The sequence below is a fragment of the Streptomyces sp. NPDC030296 genome, assembly GCF_055572815.1.
The window spans coordinates 235186-252882 of sequence record NZ_JBVICQ010000005.1 but is presented as its reverse complement, the minus strand read 5'-3'; the positions used below and the strand labels follow the sequence as shown (position 1 = coordinate 252882).

The following is a 17697-nucleotide window of genomic DNA, read 5'->3' as shown; positions in this document are numbered from 1 at the left end:
CATGGCAGGGTCCATCGTCAACCTCGCACCCGCGCCCGACAAGCCATGAGACGTACCCGGCGGTTCCGCCTGCACGGCCTCAGACGGTGTTGACCAGACGTATGTACCGGGCCCAGTCCCAGTGCGGGCCGGGATCGGTGTGGTCGGTGCCCGGCACCTCGTGGTGGCCGATGATGTGGTCGCGGTCCTTGGGGATGCCGTACCTGTGGCAGACCTCCGAGGCGAGGGCCGCCGACTGCTCGTACATGGCGCGGGTGAAGTACTCGGGGCGCTCGACCCAGCCCTCGTGCTCGATGCCGATGCTGCGTGCGTTGTAGTCCCAGTTGCCCGCGTGCCAGGCGATGTCCCGCTCACGGACGCACTGGGTGACTCTGCCGTCGGCCGATCGCAGGACGTAGTGCGCGGAGACCTGCTTCGCCGGGTTCCAGAAGACGGGCATCGTGTTCTTGTAGGTCGTCTGCGTCACGTGAATGATCACCAGGTCGACGGAGTGGCTCGTCGGGCGGTCCGCCGCCGTGAAGTTGGCCTCGCTCGCCGGCTCCCACAGGGCGAACGTGTGGTCCACGGGCGCTGGGTGGGCGTCCGCGCGGGGACTCGGGAGCAACGCGTAGGGGATCGCGGCGAAAGCGGTGCCTTTCAGTAGCCGCCGCCTGCTCGGCAACGCTTCGGCTCGCTCCATGGGGTGTGCCTTTCCGAGGGGGCTGAATCCGATCTGCGGGAGGGGCGCCCGTGTGTGAGACGCATCCGCAGGTCGAACGGCTGCGCCTCGCGTGATTCACGGTACGGCGATCAGCCGATACGCCGTCGAGGCGTGGGGAAAACGGTGGAAAAGCGAACTGTTGTGGATAACTCCGCCACCTTCAGGGGTGAGGTGGCCGTGGCAGCCCGGGACTCGAGGACTGCTCCTCCTTCCTTCGGCGCACCCGCGCTCTCGCCCGTAACGCCTGGGATCTCTGCGGTTACGCCCGCACCCCGACCGTCGCCGGGTCGTCGAGCACCGCCCGGACCACGGAATGGGCCGCGCCCAGCAACGGTCCCTCGGAGCCGAGGCGCGACACGGTCACGGCGCACGCGGGCCCCGCTGTCCGCCGGGCCAGCTCACGTTCCAGTGACGGGACGAGCCAGGGTGCGAGAGCGGCCAGGGCACCGCCCAGGACCACCGTCTCGGGGTCCAGCAGATTGACCGCGCCGGTCAGTGCGATACCCAGCGCGGTACCGGCGCCGCGCAGTGCCCGGCGTACCTCCTGGTCCCCGGCGGCGGCCCGCTCGGCGAGCAGCTCCACCCGGTCCTCGCCAGGCTCGAGCCCGGCCGCACGCAGCACGGCCTCCTCGCCGGCGTACTGCTCGAGACAGCCACGCCCCCCGCACGCGCACCGCGGGCCCTCCGGTCGCACGGGGACGTGCCCCAGCTCGCCCGCGAAGCCGCGGGTGCCCCGCAGGAGCCGGCCGTCCACGACCACCGCGCCACCGATACCGATCTCCGCGGAGACATGCAGGAAGTCGCGCGGCGTCGCGGCGCCCAGCCAGAGTTCGGCGAGGCCGCCGAAGTTGGCCTCGTTGTCGACGGTCAGCGCCAGACCGTCGGGGAGCAGTGCGCCGAGGTCCGTGTCCCGCCAGTCGAGGTTGGGGGCACGGATAACGGTGCGGGCGTCCCGCGCCACCAGTCCGGGCACGGCGACCGCGAGGCCCGCCGCCCACAGGCCCTCCTTCTCGGCCTCGGCGACGACCTGCCGTACGAGCCCCGTCAGCTCGTCGATCACCGGCTCGGGGGAGCGGCCGCGGTTGGTCCCGTGCCGCACGGCACGCGCGCGTACCGCGCCGCGCAGGTCCACCGCGCACACCGCGAGGTGGTCGACGCCGATCTCCGCGCCGATTCCGGCGGGACCGCGTCCGCTGAGAGCGAGCGCCGAACCGGGACGGCCGACCCGGCCGGGACGCTCCGGACCCAGTTCCTCCAGGAGTCCCGCCCGGATCAGTTCGTCCACCAGCGTGGAGACAGCCGCCCGGGTGAGGCCGATGTGCGACGCCACCGCCGCGCGGGAGAGCGGGCCCTCGGCGTTGACGGTGTGCATGACCCGGGAGAGGTTGCGGCGGCGCATGCCCTGCTGGGTGTCGGGCAGGCGGCGGCCGGGAGTGCTCGGGTGCGCCTCGTGCAGCGGTGCGGTCATACCTCCCCCCGTTCCTCTCGGAGTGTCGTGGCTGGTGCGCCTCAGATCATGCGCGGAATCGTATCTCCCCACTTCAGGCGCCCCTTGCCCGGTCAGCGGCCGCCAGGCTCGCGCTCCAGCAGCGGCGCGGCGTCGGAGAGTACCCCGGAAATCCTGGCCAGCGTCTCCTCGTCCCGCTCCACCGCTTCCAGCACAGGCCCGCGCGTGGTGTCCCACCGGCGGGCGACCGCGGCCGGGTCCTCGCCGGTGAGGAGCCCCGCGGCCTGCGCCGCCGCGCCCAGCGCGACCAGTTCCTTGGCCTCCGGGACCTGCACCGCACGCCCCGACAGCCGTCGCACGGTCTGCTGCCACGCCGTGCCCCGCGCGCCACCGCCGATCAGCAGCAGCGGAGCCGAAGGGTCCGCGTCCGCGTCGAGCACCAGGTCGAGGGCACCGAGCAGTGAGTGCACGGCACCGTCGTACGCGGCCTGGAGGAGCTGTCCGCCGGTCGTGTCGTGCCGCAGCCCGTGCAGGAGACCGGAGGCGTGGGGGAGGGCCGGGGTGCGTTCGCCGTCCAGGTAGGGGAGGAGGGTGACGCTCGTGCCGGGCTGCACGGCCTCGCGGTCCAGCCTCAGCAGCGCGGCGACGCGGTCGACGGCCTGGGTGCAGTTCAGGGTGCAGGCCAGCGGCAGCCAGTCTCCGTGGGCGTCCGCGAAGCCCGCCACCGTGCCGGTCGGGTCGGCCGGGCGGTGCTTCGACACGGCGTACACCGTGCCGGATGTGCCCAGGCTCAGCACTGGTGTGCCGGGCCGCAGGCCGAGGCCCAGTGCGGCGGCCGCGTTGTCCCCGGTGCCGGGGGCGACCAGGGTGCCCTTCGCGAACGGCAGGTCGTGGGCGTCCCGCACGGTGCCGGCGACCTCGCCGGGCCGGACCACACGGGGCAGCAAGGCCGGGTCCAGGCCCACATGGGCGAGGACCTCCTCGTCGTACGCCTCCGTCCCGGAAGCCCACCAGCCGGTGCCGGAGGCGTCACCACGGTCCGTCGTGCCCTGGCCCGTGAGGCGCTCGGTCAGATAGTCGTGCGGCAGCCGGACGGCGGCGGTGGCGCGGACCGCCTCGGGCTCGTTCTCGACGAGCCAGGCCCACTTCGTGACGGTGAAGGACGTGCCGGGGACGCTTCCGGTGCGCTCGGCCCAGGCCTTCGGGCCGCCCAGCTCCGCCACCAGCCGGCGCACCTGCGGCGCGGAACGCACGTCGTTCCACAGCAGCGCCGGGCGCACCGGATCGCCCTGCGCGTCGAGCGTGACCAGGCCGTGCTGCTGACCGCCGATCGACACCGCCGCCGCCTCACGGGCGGGTTCACCGCACTGGCGCAACGCCTCGCACAGCGCGTCCCACCACTGCCGCGGATCGCTCTCCCGTCCCGCTCCGGACGACACGGTGTGCGGGGCCTGCCCGCTCGCCACCACCCGTCCGGTCGACGCGTCGACGACCAGGGCCTTGGTGGACTGTGTGGACGAGTCCACACCGACGACGAGCGGACCCTCGGCTGCTGACATCGGGCTCTCCCTCTCACGCGGGCTCGTGACTGCCGCCGACGCGGCTGACGCGTCCGGCGGGCGACATCTTGTCTTCCCACAGACGCGTCCGCATACTAATTTGTAAATCGCCATGACGAAATAGTCGGAGCGCAAGGAGCCGCGGCATGAACTACCAGCCCACCCCCGAGGACAGGTTCACCTTCGGCCTGTGGACCGTCGGCTGGCAGGGAAGGGACCCGTTCGGCGACGCCACCCGGCGGGCCCTCGACCCTGTCGAGACGGTGCAGCGTCTGGCCGAACTGGGCGCCTACGGCGTGACCTTCCACGACGACGACCTGATCCCCTTCGGGTCCTCGGACAGCGAGCGCGAGGAGCACATCAAGCGCTTCCGCGCCGCCCTGGACACCACCGGCATGACCGTGCCGATGGCCACCACCAACCTGTTCACGCACCCCGTCTTCAAGGACGGCGCCTTCACCGCCAACGACCGGGACGTCCGCCGCTACGCGCTGCGCAAGACGATCCGCAACATCGACCTGGCGGTCGAGCTCGGCGCCAAGATCTACGTCGCCTGGGGTGGCCGTGAGGGCGCCGAGTCCGGTGCCGCCAAGGACGTGCGCGTGGCGCTCGACCGCATGAAGGAGGCCTTCGACCTTCTGGGCGAATACGTCACCTCCCAGGGCTACGACCTGAAGTTCGCCATCGAACCCAAGCCGAACGAGCCGCGCGGCGACATCCTGCTCCCCACGGTCGGTCACGCCCTGGCCTTCATCGAGCGCCTGGAGCGCCCGGAGCTGTACGGCGTGAACCCCGAGGTCGGCCACGAGCAGATGGCCGGGCTGAACTTCCCGCACGGCATCGCGCAGGCACTGTGGGCGGGCAAGCTCTTCCACATCGACCTCAACGGTCAGTCCGGCATCAAGTACGACCAGGACCTGCGCTTCGGCGCCGGCGACCTCCGCTCGGCCTTCTGGCTGGTCGACCTCCTGGAGAGCGCCGGTTACGCGGGCCCGAAGCACTTCGACTTCAAGCCGCCGCGCACCGAGGACTTCGACGGGGTGTGGGCGTCGGCCGCGGGCTGCATGCGCAACTACCTCATCCTGAAGGAGCGCGCCACGGCCTTCCGCGCAGACCCGCAGGTCCAGGAGGCCCTGCGCGCGGCCCGCCTGGACCAGCTGGCCCAGCCGACCGCCGCCGACGGTCTGCAGGCACTGCTCGCGGACCCCACCGCGTTCGAGGACTTCGACGCGGAGGCCGCCGCGGCCCGCGGCATGGCCTTCGAGCAGCTCGACCAGCTCGCGATGGACCACCTGCTGGGTGCCCGCGGCTGATCACGCGCGCGTGAAGGAGGCCTCCGCCGCTCGCAGCGGTGCGGGCCTCCCGCCGTTCCGGGCGGCGGGTTCGGCCCGCCGCCCGGGAGGGGCGGTTGTTTTGCCGAGGCCGCGCACGTCTCCGACCAGCGCACGTCTCCGACCCGCTCACGCCTCGGTGACACGCTCAAGCCCAGGTGACGCGCTCACGCATCGGTGTCGACCGAAGCCAGTGCCGTCGCCGGATCGTGGGTGGCCGGGCCCGCCGGTGCCCAGCGGCCCCCCTCCTTGCGGTACGGCCACCAGCGGCCGTCCCGTCCGAGGCGCAGCTGGGCGGAGCCGCCGACCACGGTCCAGCGATTGTGGGCGGGGCGCAGCCGTGGCCGTTCGTCGTCGTCCCAGGCCGCTTCCAGCGCGGCACGCGCGCGTGCGAGCGATTCCGCCGGGACGGGCCACTCCTCGTCGAGGACGGCGAGCCCGGCCGCACCGCCGTACCGCCAGGCGCGGACCGCGAGCGCCAGCCCTTCCCCGCCACGTCCGGAGCCCTCCGCGAGCCGTGCCGTGACGCTCGGCTCCGGGCCGCCGGCGGCCAGGCGCACCGCGTCCTGATCCGGCGCGGGTTCTGCCTCCACGGCCTGCTGATCATGTCCGTCGCACAGGGCCTCGGCCAGCAGCCTGAAGGCCTCCTGGGCGGTCCGCGCCGCCAGGAACTCCAGCGCGCCCGGGTCGACACCGGGCCCTGGCTGCACCTCGGTGTCGAGGGACGGCGGCAGACCGGGCTCCGCGGGCAGCCCGGGCGGCTCCGGGAGCGGAGGCAGGATGTCCCCGGCCGCGTACGCCTCGGCGGCGTCCAGGCCGTCCCAGGGGCTCTCCGGTGGGCTCTGCTCCTCGGCCTCGGGGGCGGCACTGCGGGCCTGGAGTTCGTCCAGCAGCGCCCGCTCGGCCCGGCCCCGCATCAGCAGCAGGACGAACGGATCCTGGTCCAGCAGTCGCGCCACCTGGTAGCAGAGTGCCGCGGTGTGCCCGCAGTGGTCCCAGGCGCCGCAGTCGCACTCCGCCTCCAGGTCTCCGAGCCCGGGCAGCAGGTCGACCCCAGCCGTCGCCGCGTCCTCGACGAGATGCGGCGGCATCTCACGGTCGAGCAGGGCGGCGACGTGCCCCGACCGCTCCGCGGCCATCCCGAGGAAACGGTCCCAGTGCGCCTCGGACAGTTCCTGGAGCAGGACGTCGGCCCGATGGGCCGTGCCGTCGCGGTCCTGGACCACGGCGGTGACCCGTCCGGGGCGCACCGCCACGGCGCCCACGGCTCCCGCGCGCACGAGTCTGCGCCCCTCCTTGAGCTGCCCGGAGTCCAGCGCGGCCTCCTCCAACGCCTTCAGCCAGGCCCGGCCCCACCACGTCTGCGTGAATCCACGCCCGTGAACGGGCGCGAGAGCGGCGAACGTGCGTTCCTCACTCTGTCCACTGCGTTCCGTCATCGTGCGTCCCCTCGCAGTTCCACCAGGTCGGCCAGTTCGGCGTCGGACAGCTCGGTGAGGGCCGTGTCGCCGGAACCGAGCACCGCCTCGGCCAACGCACGCTTGCGGACCAGCATGTCCGCGATCCGGTCCTCGATCGTTCCCTCCGCGATCAGCCGGTGCACCTGCACCGGCCGCGTCTGACCGATGCGGTACGCCCGGTCGGTCGCCTGGGCCTCCACGGCGGGGTTCCACCAGCGGTCGTAGTGCACGACATGCTCGGCGCGCGTCAGGTTCAGACCGGTACCGGCTGCCTTCAGGGACAGCAGGAAGACGGGAACTCCTCCCTCCTGGAAGCTCTCGACCATCGCCTCGCGCTCCGGGATCGGTGTGCCCCCGTGCAGGAACCGCGTCGGCACGCCACGCGCCGCCAGATGGCGCTCCAGGAGCCGCGCCATCCCCACGTACTGCGTGAACACCAGAACGCTCGCCCCCTCGGAGAGGATGGTGTCCAGCAGTTCGTCCAGCAGCTCCAACTTCCCCGACCTGCCGGCGATCCGGGGCCGCTCCTCCTTGAGGAACTGCGCCGGGTGATTGCAGATCTGCTTGAGCCCGGTGAGCAGCTTCACGATCAGCCCGCGTCGTTCCATGCCGTCGGCCCGGGCGATCTCCGCCATCGTCTCGCGGACCAACGCCTCGTACAGGCCCACCTGCTCCCTGGTCAGCGACACGGCGCGGTCCGTCTCGGTCTTCGGCGGCAGTTCCGGGGCGATGCCCGGATCCGACTTGCGGCGCCGCAGCAGGAACGGCCGTACGAGGCGGGCGAGCCGCTCCGCGGCGGCGGGATCCCGGCTGCCCTCGACAGCCTGCGCGTACCGGGTGCGGAAGGTGCCGAGCCTGCCGAGGAGCCCCGGCGTCGTCCAGTCGAGGATCGCCCACAGCTCGGACAGGTTGTTCTCCACCGGAGTGCCCGTGAGCGCCACACGCGCGCGTGCCCCGATGGTGCGCAGCTCCTTCGCCGTGGCCGAGTACGGATTCTTCACGTGCTGCGCCTCGTCCGCGACGACCATGCCCCAGGGGACGTCGCCGAGCCGTGACGCGTCGAGCCGCATGGTGCCGTACGTGGTGAGGACGAACTCTCCGTCCGCCGGCCCGTCCAGGGTGCGCCGTGTGCCGTGGAAGCGGCGCACCGGAACGCCGGGCGCGAACTTCTCGATCTCGCGCTGCCAGTTGCCCATCAGGGAGGCCGGGCAGACCACGAGTGTGGGGCCCGCGGTGGAGGTGTCGGACTGCCGGTGCAGATGGAGGGCGATCAGGGTGATCGTCTTGCCGAGCCCCATGTCGTCCGCGAGGCAGCCGCCCAGCCCCAGAGATGTCATCCGGGCCAACCAGCCGAGGCCCCGCAGCTGGTAGTCGCGCAGGGTCGCGGCGAGCCCCGGCGGCTGCCCGACCGGTACCTGACCCTCCGGGTCCGACAGCCGCTCCCGCAGAGTGGCCAGCCAGCCCGTGGGCCGCACGTCGACCATCCGGCCGTCGATCTCGGTGGACCCCGTCAGGGCGGCGCCGAGCGCGTCGACCGGGGAGACCTTGTGGTCCCGCTGCGCGCGGGCGCGGTGGATCTCCTCCGGGTCGACGAGAACCCACTGGTCGCGCAGGCGCACCATCGGGCGGTTCGCCTCCGCGAGCGCGTCCAGCTCCTCGCGGGTCAGCCGCTGGTCGCCCAGGGAGAACCGCCAGTCGAAGGCGAGCAGCGCGTCGGCCGACAGGAACGACGCAGTGCCGGAGGCGAACCCGCCGGAAGCAGTCGTGGTGGGGCCGCCCGTACCGGCCGCCTTTTCGTCGTCCTGTTCGTCGTCCGGCGGACCGATGACCGCCCGGGCGGTCAATGTGCGTGCCAGTTCCTTGGGCCAGTGCACCTCGACGCCGGAGGCGGCCAGCGTCCGGGCCCCCTCGCCCAGCAGCTCGGTGACCTCCTCGTCGGCGAGATCCACCGCGTCCGGCACGGCGGCCGAGAGCAGGGGGGTGAGCGGGGGCCAGGAGCGAGCCGCGCGGCGCAGCGCGAGCAGGGCGTCCATCCGCGTGCGCGGGCTGAACGCCTCGGCACCGGCCCACACGGCGGAGGCGTCCGCGACCAGCGCCGGGTCGCTGACGCTGTGCACCTGGAGGACGGCCCGGAACGACAACCGGGTCTCGTCCGGGTCGGCCGAGGCCAGTCCGGGGACCTCCACGCGCAACGACAGGCGGACCCCGGCGTCATGACCGGCGGCGACATCGGAGGCCCAGGCGCGCTGCTCGGGCACCGACTGCGGCTCCCGTGCCGCGAAGGCAGGGCCACCTGCGACGAGGGCGGCGGCGGGCGTGCGCGGCAGCGAGTCGGCGACCGCGTCGAGGAACGCGCGCAGCAGCCGCTCGGGGTCCGGCAGACGCAGCGGCGAGGTGTGGTCGACGGGCACGGCGTGTGCCTCCGGTGGCATCGCCGCCGCCAGCTCGCGGACCCGTTCCAGGTCCTCCGTCCGCAGAGGGCCGATCCGCCACGCGTCCTGGCCCGCGGCGGTCACACCGGGCAACAGAAGTCCACGTGCGACGAGTTGCAGGGCCAGGACGGCGGCGGTACCCCAGAAGACGGTCGACCGGTCGGCGTCCGCCGCCGCACGCGCGCGTGTGAGCACCGGCAGGGCGGCGCTCACCGGGAGCGACACGACGGGCACGGTCACCAGCTCGGCACCCGTCTCGCCGGGCAGGACGACCGTCGACTCCCCGGCGGAGCCGACCGCGACGGGCGGCGGTGCCGTGCCGTAGGGGCGGCGGAAGACGAAACGGCCGGTCCTGGCAGGGGCGTCGGCCACGAAAGCGGCGTGACAGCGGGCCAGCTCGGAGACATCGGCAGGGGACGCCGCGAGGTTCGTCGGCACAGGGATACTGAACTCCTCAAATTTGACTACCGCACTCAGGATCGCCGAGGGTACCTCACTTCAAACGTGACGGGCGTGCGAACCGAGGTGATGCCCGTCACGGCGTGTGGATGGGCCGAGAAAAGTCGAGGGCGTCTCAGGGTTGCGCCGGGGGCGGAGTCAGGGTTGCGTCAGGGTCGGGGTCCGGAACTGCGGGGAGCAGGAGCCCGTTTTCAGGACAGAGAGCGGCAGTGGGCCGCGAAGGAGGCGACGGAGATGTCGAAGAGCACGAAGATCGTCGCGGGGGGTGCGGCAGTCGGGATCGTCCTGCTGTTCCTGTTGCCGTTCCCCTTCTGGGCCAATCTCCTGATAGTCCTGGGGATCCCCACGGCGGCGTATCTGACACTCGACCCCTCGCAGCGACGCAGGCTGCGCCGGGTCGGCCGCAAGGAGCTCGGACGCTGAGGTGTCACCGGCCCGGGGCCGGGCCGGTGACACGCGGCAGAGTCGGGGGCGAGCCCGCACTCAGTTGGGGCGTACCGCGATCTTGTCGAGGGACTCCAGAAGGCCGGGCAGTTCCTCGCCCCGCCCCACCGGGAGCACTTCCCCCGGTTCGTCGTCGAGAAGGACGAAGGCGATGTCGTCGGTCCTGGCCACCATCGACCACCCGGGGCCGTCGGCACGAAGGGTCCGGGCATCGCCCGGCGCGAACGACGAGCGCACACGCCCGAGGGGCGGCGGCGACTCGACGTAGGCGCGTGCCTCGGCGAGGACCCGGCGGATGCCCGAGCGGACGCCGCCCTCGTCGCGGCCGGATTCGGCGGCGTCTCCGGCTGCCACCGCGCTCGCGCCGTTCTGCCCCGTGAAGGCGGAGTCGTCGATCTGTGCTCGCCAGGTGCTCCACTGCAGCGCGATCTCATCGGCGCCCAGGCGTCGCTGCGCGGGCCCCCAGACCGTGGTGTCCGGCGGGCTCAGCGGCGGCAGGTCGGAGACCTCCGGGTCCGGGTCGTGGGGAGCCGGCACACCGGGAGCGGCCACGGCCACCGCGAGGGGCCAGCCGGGCAGCGCGGCCACCACGGAGTCCTCGTCGGGCGACAGGTCGTACTCCATACCGCAGTCCCACGAGGCGATGGCCACGGCGACCAGGGACACGTCGTCCACCACGACCGTCCACCGGGCGCCGTCGCCGTCCTGGCCCAGGACGATCCCGTAACCGTCGGCGAGCGGGGCGAGACCGAGCGCCGAGCAGGCCTCGGGGTAGTCGTCGCCCAGTACGCTGGGGAAGTTCGCGGGCGTGAGCAGCACCGCCGTCAGCACATACAGTGCGTCGTCGTCCCCGGCGGCGACGGCGTCATCGTCCGTCCCGGCCATGCCGGCCTCCCATTGCTCTCGCTCGTCCGTCGGCGCACCCTAATGCGCCCGGCGGGCGCTTGTCACGGGAGTGAAACCCACGCAGAGCTGCGGTTCCGGCCGGACAGGGGCGAATCGACCCGGGCTTCTCGCCCCTTCAGGCGGCGGGCAGCCCCAGAAGCGACCGTGCCACCGTCTGCGGCGACTCGTCACGCTCGCGCGCCAGCGCTATGACCGCACGACAGGCCAGCTCGCTCACCCCGAACGACAGCGCCTCGGGCGACACCCAGGTCACGGTCTCGTCGATCCGCTCCTGGTCGTCGTCGGCACACGCCGAGATGTAGGCGGCCGCCGCCTCGAAGAGGTTGTGCGTGCGCTTCTCCTCCTGCGTGGTCGCTGCGGTGCGCGTCGAGTCGAGGAGTCTGTCGAAGGTCTTACGGAGCCTGTCGAACATAAGGGCACCTTCCCCCATCCCGGTATTCACATACCGTTCACGTGTTCCTACTCAACGTAGAGACGGAGGCGCGGCGACAGAAGAGGGTCCGCCCCGAGGCCGATGTCGAGCGGTGGGTCCGCGACCTTGGGACGGTGCTGGTCAGGGGGTGCGCCGCGGGTCAGCCGGTGCGTACGGCGAGCGCGAGGAATCGGCTGTCCTCGTCGACGTACGACGTCATGCGCCAGCCCGAACCCGCCAGCAGCGGGCCGAGGTTCGCCTCCGCCCGGAGATCGGCCGGGGTGATCTGCCGCCCCTGGCGCGCCGCGAGCGCGGCCCTGCCGATCGGGTGGAAGAGCGCCAACGTGCCGCCCGGCCGGACCACCCGCGCGAGCTCCCGGAGATTCCCCGCCGGGTCTACGAGATGCGCGATGAGCCCGGCGGCGAACACCGCGTCCAGGGACTCCGTGCGCAGCGGCAGTGCCGCCACGTCCGCGAGCAGCAGCTGCCCGTCGAGGTGCCGTCCGGCTCGGACGGCGGCCTCCAGCATCGCCGGGGTCAGATCCGCCCCGAGAACCACACCGGAGGGGCCCACGGCCGTCCGCAGCGGCGTCAGGGCCCGTCCCGTGCCGCAGCCCGCGTCGAGCACACGGTCACCCGGTCGCAGGCCGAGGTCGGCGACGACGGCGGCGTAGGCGGGTCCGTCGTCGGGGAACCGGGCGTCCCAGTCGGCGGCCCGTGTCGTGAAGAACTCCTGGACGTGTGTGTGATCGTCGCTCATGCTCCGCATGATCCCCCACCGTCGGGTGAGCGGACACGGTGTGCATGTTCGAGCGTGAGGCGATCGTTCCAACGCATATATGCGCCACCTTCCACCACTTTTCGAACTGCGCCCCCTTCGTGCACCCGTGCTCCCACTAGCGTCCCGGAGCCATGGGACACCTGGACCACGCCACCTTCGGCTGGCTGACCCCCGTGCTGTCGTACGCGATGGCCTGCATGGGCGCGGCACTCGGACTCCGTTGCACCGTCCGTGCGCTGGGTGCCACCGGACGCGCCCGCCGCAACTGGCTCGTCACCGCGGCGTCCGCGATCGGCACCGGCATCTGGACCATGCACTTCGTGGCCATGCTCGGCTTCGGTGTGAGCGGCACCGAACTCCGCTACGACGTGCCGTTGACCATCCTCAGCCTGATCGTCGCCATGGCCGTCGTCTGCGGCGGAGTCTTCGCCGTCGGCTACAGCCGCAACCGCGGACGGGCGCTCCTTCTCGGCGGCCTCACCACCGGACTGGGCGTCGCCAGCATGCACTACCTGGGCATGGCGGCGGTACGGATGCACGGCGAGGTGACCTACGACCCGGCGCTCGTCGCGCTCTCCGTGGTGATCGCCGTCGTCGCGGCCACCGCCGCCCTGTGGGCGGCGCTCAACATCAGGTCGCCCCTCGCGGTCACCGTCGCCTCCCTGGTCATGGGCGGCGCGGTGAGCAGCATGCACTACACCGCCATGTGGGCGGTGCGCGTGGAGGTCGCTCCCTCCGGCGAAAACCTGCCCGGGGCCACGGCGATGCAGTTCATCTTCCCCCTCGCCGTCGGCCTCGGGTCCTATCTCTTCCTCACCTCGGCGTTCGTCGCGCTGTCGCCGACGGCCGGGGAACGCGAGGCCTCCTCGTCGGCCCAACGGCCCGTCGGGAGCGCAGCCACCCCCTAGCAGCCCACCTCGGCGACACGAAGGAACATCCAGACCACTCCGAGCGAGGAGGCCATGCGTACACCCGGCAGGACCTCGACCACCGGCGCCGAGACGCCGCCCCGGCCCGCGGCACGCGGACGCCGCGCCCACGCGGGACCACCGGCCGACGAGCGTTTCGACCCCGACGAGACCGGCGCTCCCACGACCGGCCCACCCAGACGCGCCGGCCGCCCGCACATACGCCCCCGCACCGTCCGAGCCAAGATCATCTGCCTGCTGATGGTGCCCGTCGTCTCCCTGCTCGCCCTGTGGGCGTACGCCACCGTCACCACCGCCCAGGACGTCGCCCGGCTTCGGCAGCTCCAGCGCGTCGACGCCTCCGTGCGCGCCCCGGTCGCCGACGCGGTCGCCGCGCTCCAGGCCGAGCGTGCCGCCGCGGTGCGGTACACCACGAGACCCTCCGACGCACACGGGAGCGACCTGGAGGCGCTCTCCCGGGCCTCCGATCGTGCGGTCGCCCGACTGCGGCTGGGCGGCCGCCACACCGTCGCCGACGGAATCGACCTGCCCGCCGGGGTCGCCGAGCGGCTCGCGGCCTTCGTCTCCGGCGCCGAGCAACTGCGCCCCCTGCGCGCGTCGGTGCTGGACCGCCGCAGCGGCTGGGCGGAGACGTACCAGAGGTACACCACGACCATCTCCACGGCCTTCGGTGTGGGCGGCGCGCTCAGCGGTATCCAGGACGCGGAAATGGGCTCCGACGCGCGCGTGATGCTCGAGTTCTCCCGCGCGGCCGAGGCCCTCGCCCAGGAGGACGCGCTGCTGGCCGGCGCACGGCTCTCCGGCACCCTCGACGGCGAACGACTGCGTCTGTTCAGCGGCGCCGTGGGTACCCGCCGCACTCTGACCGAAGCGGCTGCCGCCGACCTCCGTGGCCCCGAACGGGCGGCATGGGGCGAGCTCGCCGAGGGCGACGCCTACACCGGCCTGAACGCGGTCGAGGACAAGGTGCTCGTGAGCCGCCCCGGCAGCAAGGCGCTGACCGCCGCCCCGGAGGATGTCTGGGAGTCGGCCCACGCGCGCGTGCGGGACGGGATGCGGCAGATCGAGGCCGACGCCGGACGCGACGTGGCCGAGCGGGCCGACCCGTTCACGCGCGCCCTGCTCACCCCGGCCGGTGCCGCTGTGCTCCTCGGTCTCGCCGCCGTCACCGCGTCGCTCGTGATCTCCGTACGCATCGGGCGCGGACTCGTCGTCGAGCTGGTGAGCCTGCGCAACGGAGCCCTGGACATCGCCCGCCGCAAACTGCCCCACGCCATGCGGAAACTGCGGGCCGGAGAGGAGATCGACGTCGACGCCGAGGCCCCGCCGGGGCCCGCCGCCGAGGACGAGACCGGCCAGGTCGCCGAGGCGCTGCGCATCGTCCACCGGGCCGCCCTGCGCGCGGCGGTCGAGCGCGCCGAACTGGCCGGCGGCATCTCCGGGGTGTTCGTCAACCTCGCCCGCCGCAGCCAGGTCCTCGTCCACCGCCAACTGAGCCTTCTCGACAGCATGGAACGCAGGTCCGAGGACCCCGACGAGCTCAGCGACCTCTTCCGGCTCGACCACCTCACCACCCGGATGCGACGCCACGCGGAGAGCCTGATCATCCTGTCCGGGGCGGCACCGGGCCGCGCCTGGCGCATGCCTGTCTCCCTGACGAACGTCGTCCGCGCAGCAGTCTCCGAGATCGAGGACTACGCGCGCGTGGAGGTACGGCAGCTGCCCGAGGCACGCATCGCCGGCGCCGCCGTCGCCGACCTCATCCACCTCCTCGCCGAACTCGTCGAGAACGCCGCCCAGTTCTCACCACCGCACACGCGCGTGCGGATCACCGGGGAGCCCGTGGGCAACGGATACGCCGTCGAGGTCGAGGACCGCGGACTCGGCATGGGCAAGGAGACCCTCGACGAGGCCAACCGCAGGATCGAGCAGTCGGAGGCCCTCGACCTCTTCGACAGCGACCGTCTCGGACTGTTCGTGGTGAGCCGACTCTCCTCCCGCCACGGCATCAAGGTCCATCTGAGGCCCTCTCCCTACGGTGGCACCACTGCCGTGGTCCTCCTGCCGACCGCTCTGCTGCACAACGGCACCACGGAACGTTCCCACGGAGCCGCCGTCGAGGCACAGCGACAGCCCGCGCGACGGGAGTACGCGCGCGTGCACGCCGGTCCGCGTCAGGACCCCGTGGAGCAGTCCGTCGACCGGCGGGCACTGATGGCTCCCGTGGCCTCCGCCGGGGAGGCCACGGAGGGCGGCCCGCCCGAACCGTCCCCGCCGGGCGTCACCGCCCTGCGGCAGCACCGTCCCCCGCAGGAGCCGGACCCCACCGGTGAACTGCCACGCCGTGTACGGCAGGCCCACCTCGCCCCCCAGCTGCGCGAACGGCACAGTGGCGGACCGGACCCGGCCCCGGGCCACGGGGCCGACGACGACCGCACCCCCGAACTCGTACGGGACCGCATGGCGGCCTACCGCGACGGCTGGACGCGAGGCGGCGGCAGGGCACCCGGACGAGGCGTCACCCACGGCCCCGCGACGGGCAGCGACAGCAGCGAAGGAGACCCCGCATGATCCAGGACCCGACCACCAGGGCCACCGGACGGTCCGGAGAACTCGACTGGCTGCTGGACGACCTCGTACTGCGCGTGCATGAGGTCCGACACGCGGTGGTGCTCTCCAACGACGGACTCGCCGTCGGCGCGTCGACCGACCTCCCACGCGAGGACGCCGAGCATCTCGCCGCCGTCGCCTCAGGCTTCCACAGCCTCGCCAAGGGGGCGGGCCGCCACTTCGGCACCGGGGGAGTGCGCCAGACCATGGTGGAGATGGACGACGGCTTCCTCTTCGTGGCGGCTGCCGGAGACGGCTCCTGCTTGGCGGTCCTCACGGCCGTCACCGCGGACATCGGCCTCGTGGCGTACGAGATGGCGCGGCTCGTGAAACGCGTGGGCGAGCACCTCTACACCGCTCCTCGCGCCGGCGCGCGCCCACCCGTCGCCGGATGAGCGGGAACGAGCCGTGTTCATGACCGAGGACAGCGCGAGCCCTCCGCACGAGCCGCCGGGCAGCCAGTGGTACGACCACGAGGCCGGGCCCCTCGTCCGCCCCTATGCGATGACCGGCGGACGCACCGCCCCCGGCCCCAGCGGAGTCCGCTTCGACCTGATCGCCCTGGTGTCCCTCCACATCGGAGCTCCCGACGTCGACGGGGACACCTCACTCGGTCCCGAACACCGCACGCTGATCGAACTGTGCCGGACCGAGACCCAGTCGGTCGCCGAACTCGCCGCCGGAGCCGACCTGCCGGTCGGCGTGGTGCGCGTACTCCTCGGTGACCTCCTCGAACTGGGCCACGTCACGGTCAGCCGGCCGGTGCCGCCCGCGCAACTGCCGGACGAGCGCATCCTGCGTGAGGTGATCGCCGGGCTGAGGGCGCTGTAGTTGTGAACAACAGTACGAACCCCAGGGATGGGCAAACGGTGCGGGTCGATCTCGTACGCACTTGTGCATCCAACCGGGCATCGAACGCGCACGAGTCGGTCGATGCCAGGAAGAACCGATCCAACTCCCCGCTGTGGAGCGGCGGTTGTCCATGATGCTGGCTCCGCACAGCAGTACCGATGTCGACCTTGCACCCGCACTACCGAGAGAAGTGATCGATGGCCTCCGAGCACTCCGACACGACAGACGGCGACACGGGCGCCCTGGCATTGAAGATCCTCGTCGCCGGTGGTTTCGGGGTGGGCAAGACCACCCTGGTGGGGGCGGTCAGCGAGATCAAGCCGTTGCGCACCGAGGAACTCCTGAGCGAGGCCGGCCAGTCGGTCGACGACACCGGCGGAGTGGATCAGAAGGTGACCACCACGGTGGCCATGGACTTCGGCCGCATCACCATCCGTTCCGGCCTGTCGCTCTATCTGTTCGGCACCCCGGGACAGGACAGGTTCTGGTTCCTGTGGGACGAGTTGGCCCAGGGTGCGTTGGGGGCGGTCGTCCTCGCGGACACGAGACGACTCCAGGACTGCTTCCCGGCGGTGGACTTCTTCGAGCACCGGCACATCCCGTTCGTGGTCGCCGTCAACTGCTTCTCCGGATCAGGCGCCTACGGCCCCGACGACGTGTCGCGCGCCCTCGACCTCGACCAGGGCACCCCCGTGGTCCTCTGCGACGCGCGGGACCGCGCCTCCGGCAAGGAGGTACTGATACGCCTCGTCGAGTACGCCGGACGGATGCACACCGCCCGGCTGCTCGACTCGGTCAGCTGACGCGCCCCGACCGGCCCGGTGCCGGCAGGTGACGACCGGGTCGGTGCTCAGTCGGAGACGGCGGAGTACGCGAGGACCTTGTCCACGCGCACCCGCACGAGCAGCTCGCCCGGCACGCCGTTGCGAGCGCCGAACTCCTCGGCCCGGTCCTCGCCCATGTAGCGGGCGCCGATGCGCGCGGCCCAGTGCCGCACCTCGTCGAGGTCCTCGGAGAGTTCCGCCCGGCCTTCCAGCACCACGAAGTCGTACGGCGGCACATCCGAGTCCACACAGAGCGCCACACGGCCGTCCCTGGCCAGATTCCGTCCCTTGACACTTTCCTTGCCGGTGTTGAAGAGCAACTCGTCACCGTGCAACAAGAACCAGATGGGCGTGACGTGAGGACGTCCGTCGGCACGGGAGGTCGCCAGTTTTCCGGTGCGAGTCCCGTGTGAGACGAAGGCCCGCCATTCCTTGTCGGTCATCTTCTTTGCCATGTCCCCATCCTGCTTGCTCCCGCGGCAGCAGTGGGGAAGGCTGAACCGTCGGATCCTCCTCGCCAGGGGGAACGACGAAAACGGGGAGTAGGAAAA

Annotated in this window: 16 protein-coding genes; 7 read left to right on the top strand and 9 right to left on the bottom strand. The window is 72.3% G+C overall.

The genetic code is table 11. The features are described 5' to 3' along the window. Positions 1-79: 79 nt before the first annotated feature. From ACZ4Z3_RS16535 to xylB, 3 genes are all read right to left on the bottom strand, one after another. On the bottom strand, positions 80-679 hold the full coding sequence (locus ACZ4Z3_RS16535; RefSeq protein WP_468501650.1) for an N-acetylmuramoyl-L-alanine amidase: 600 nt from the start codon (positions 677-679) through the stop codon (positions 80-82). 280 nt (positions 680-959) lie between these two features. Next, positions 960-2168, bottom strand: a complete 1209-nt coding sequence (locus ACZ4Z3_RS16530) for an ROK family protein (RefSeq protein ID WP_468501649.1) — start codon at positions 2166-2168, stop codon at positions 960-962. 92 nt (positions 2169-2260) lie between these two features. Continuing rightward, positions 2261-3706, bottom strand: coding sequence for a xylulokinase (xylB, locus tag ACZ4Z3_RS16525; protein ID WP_468501648.1), 1446 nt, complete (start codon positions 3704-3706; stop codon positions 2261-2263). Between the two features lie 146 nt (positions 3707-3852). On the opposite strand from xylB, the gene xylA reads away from it, so the two are divergent. Then, positions 3853-5019: a xylose isomerase gene (gene xylA / locus ACZ4Z3_RS16520; RefSeq protein WP_468501647.1), complete on the top strand. Its 1167-nt coding sequence runs from the start codon at positions 3853-3855 to the stop codon at positions 5017-5019. Positions 5020-5204: 185 nt separating this feature from the next. On the opposite strand, the gene ACZ4Z3_RS16515 is transcribed toward xylA, so the two are convergent. Together ACZ4Z3_RS16515 and ACZ4Z3_RS16510 are read right to left on the bottom strand one after the other, a co-directional pair. Beyond that, positions 5205-6476 carry an SWF or SNF family helicase gene (locus tag ACZ4Z3_RS16515; RefSeq protein ID WP_468501646.1) on the bottom strand — a complete coding sequence of 424 codons (1272 nt, stop codon included), beginning with the start codon at positions 6474-6476 and terminating at the stop codon, positions 5205-5207. Next, positions 6473-9367: an SNF2-related protein gene (locus ACZ4Z3_RS16510; protein WP_468501645.1), complete on the bottom strand. Its 2895-nt coding sequence runs from the start codon at positions 9365-9367 to the stop codon at positions 6473-6475. Before ACZ4Z3_RS16510 ends, ACZ4Z3_RS16515 begins: the two co-directional genes overlap by 4 nt. Positions 9368-9622: 255 nt before the next feature. Here ACZ4Z3_RS16510 and ACZ4Z3_RS16505 point away from each other — a divergent pair, with 255 nt between their 5' ends. Further along, positions 9623-9811, top strand: coding sequence for a hypothetical protein (locus ACZ4Z3_RS16505; protein ID WP_468501644.1), 189 nt, complete (start codon positions 9623-9625; stop codon positions 9809-9811). Positions 9812-9871: 60 nt separating this feature from the next. On the opposite strand, the gene ACZ4Z3_RS16500 is transcribed toward ACZ4Z3_RS16505, so the two are convergent. From ACZ4Z3_RS16500 to ACZ4Z3_RS16490, 3 genes are all read right to left on the bottom strand, one after another. Further along, positions 9872-10717, bottom strand: coding sequence for a hypothetical protein (locus ACZ4Z3_RS16500; protein ID WP_468501643.1), 846 nt, complete (start codon positions 10715-10717; stop codon positions 9872-9874). A gap of 136 nt (positions 10718-10853) precedes the next feature. Further along, positions 10854-11150, bottom strand: coding sequence for a hypothetical protein (locus tag ACZ4Z3_RS16495; protein ID WP_468501642.1), 297 nt, complete (start codon positions 11148-11150; stop codon positions 10854-10856). 160 nt (positions 11151-11310) lie between these two features. Continuing rightward, a complete protein-coding gene (locus ACZ4Z3_RS16490) occupies positions 11311-11910 on the bottom strand; it encodes a class I SAM-dependent methyltransferase (RefSeq protein WP_468501641.1) in 600 nt (199 codons plus the stop codon). 152 nt (positions 11911-12062) lie between these two features. On the opposite strand from ACZ4Z3_RS16490, the gene ACZ4Z3_RS16485 reads away from it, so the two are divergent. The 5 genes from ACZ4Z3_RS16485 to ACZ4Z3_RS16465 all read left to right on the top strand — a co-directional run bounded on the left by ACZ4Z3_RS16485 (position 12063) and on the right by ACZ4Z3_RS16465 (position 17125). Continuing rightward, entirely contained in the window at positions 12063-12839 is a 777-nt protein-coding gene (locus ACZ4Z3_RS16485) for an MHYT domain-containing protein (protein WP_468501640.1), read from the top strand. Between the two features lie 54 nt (positions 12840-12893). After that, on the top strand, positions 12894-15431 hold the full coding sequence (locus tag ACZ4Z3_RS16480; protein ID WP_468501639.1) for a sensor histidine kinase: 2538 nt from the start codon (positions 12894-12896) through the stop codon (positions 15429-15431). Continuing rightward, complete coding sequence (locus ACZ4Z3_RS16475; protein WP_468501638.1) at positions 15428-15865, top strand: roadblock/LC7 domain-containing protein; 438 nt, start codon at positions 15428-15430, stop codon at positions 15863-15865. Before ACZ4Z3_RS16480 ends, ACZ4Z3_RS16475 begins: the two co-directional genes overlap by 4 nt. 19 nt (positions 15866-15884) lie before the next feature. Then, on the top strand, positions 15885-16301 hold the full coding sequence (locus ACZ4Z3_RS16470; RefSeq protein ID WP_468501637.1) for a DUF742 domain-containing protein: 417 nt from the start codon (positions 15885-15887) through the stop codon (positions 16299-16301). A 218-nt stretch (positions 16302-16519) separates the two neighbouring features. Then, a complete protein-coding gene (locus tag ACZ4Z3_RS16465) occupies positions 16520-17125 on the top strand; it encodes a GTP-binding protein (RefSeq protein ID WP_055541713.1) in 606 nt (201 codons plus the stop codon). Positions 17126-17172: 47 nt separating this feature from the next. Here ACZ4Z3_RS16465 and ACZ4Z3_RS16460 read toward each other — a convergent pair whose 3' ends face one another. Then, positions 17173-17601, bottom strand: coding sequence for a PPOX class F420-dependent oxidoreductase (locus ACZ4Z3_RS16460; RefSeq protein ID WP_055541714.1), 429 nt, complete (start codon positions 17599-17601; stop codon positions 17173-17175). Positions 17602-17697: the final 96 nt, after the last annotated feature.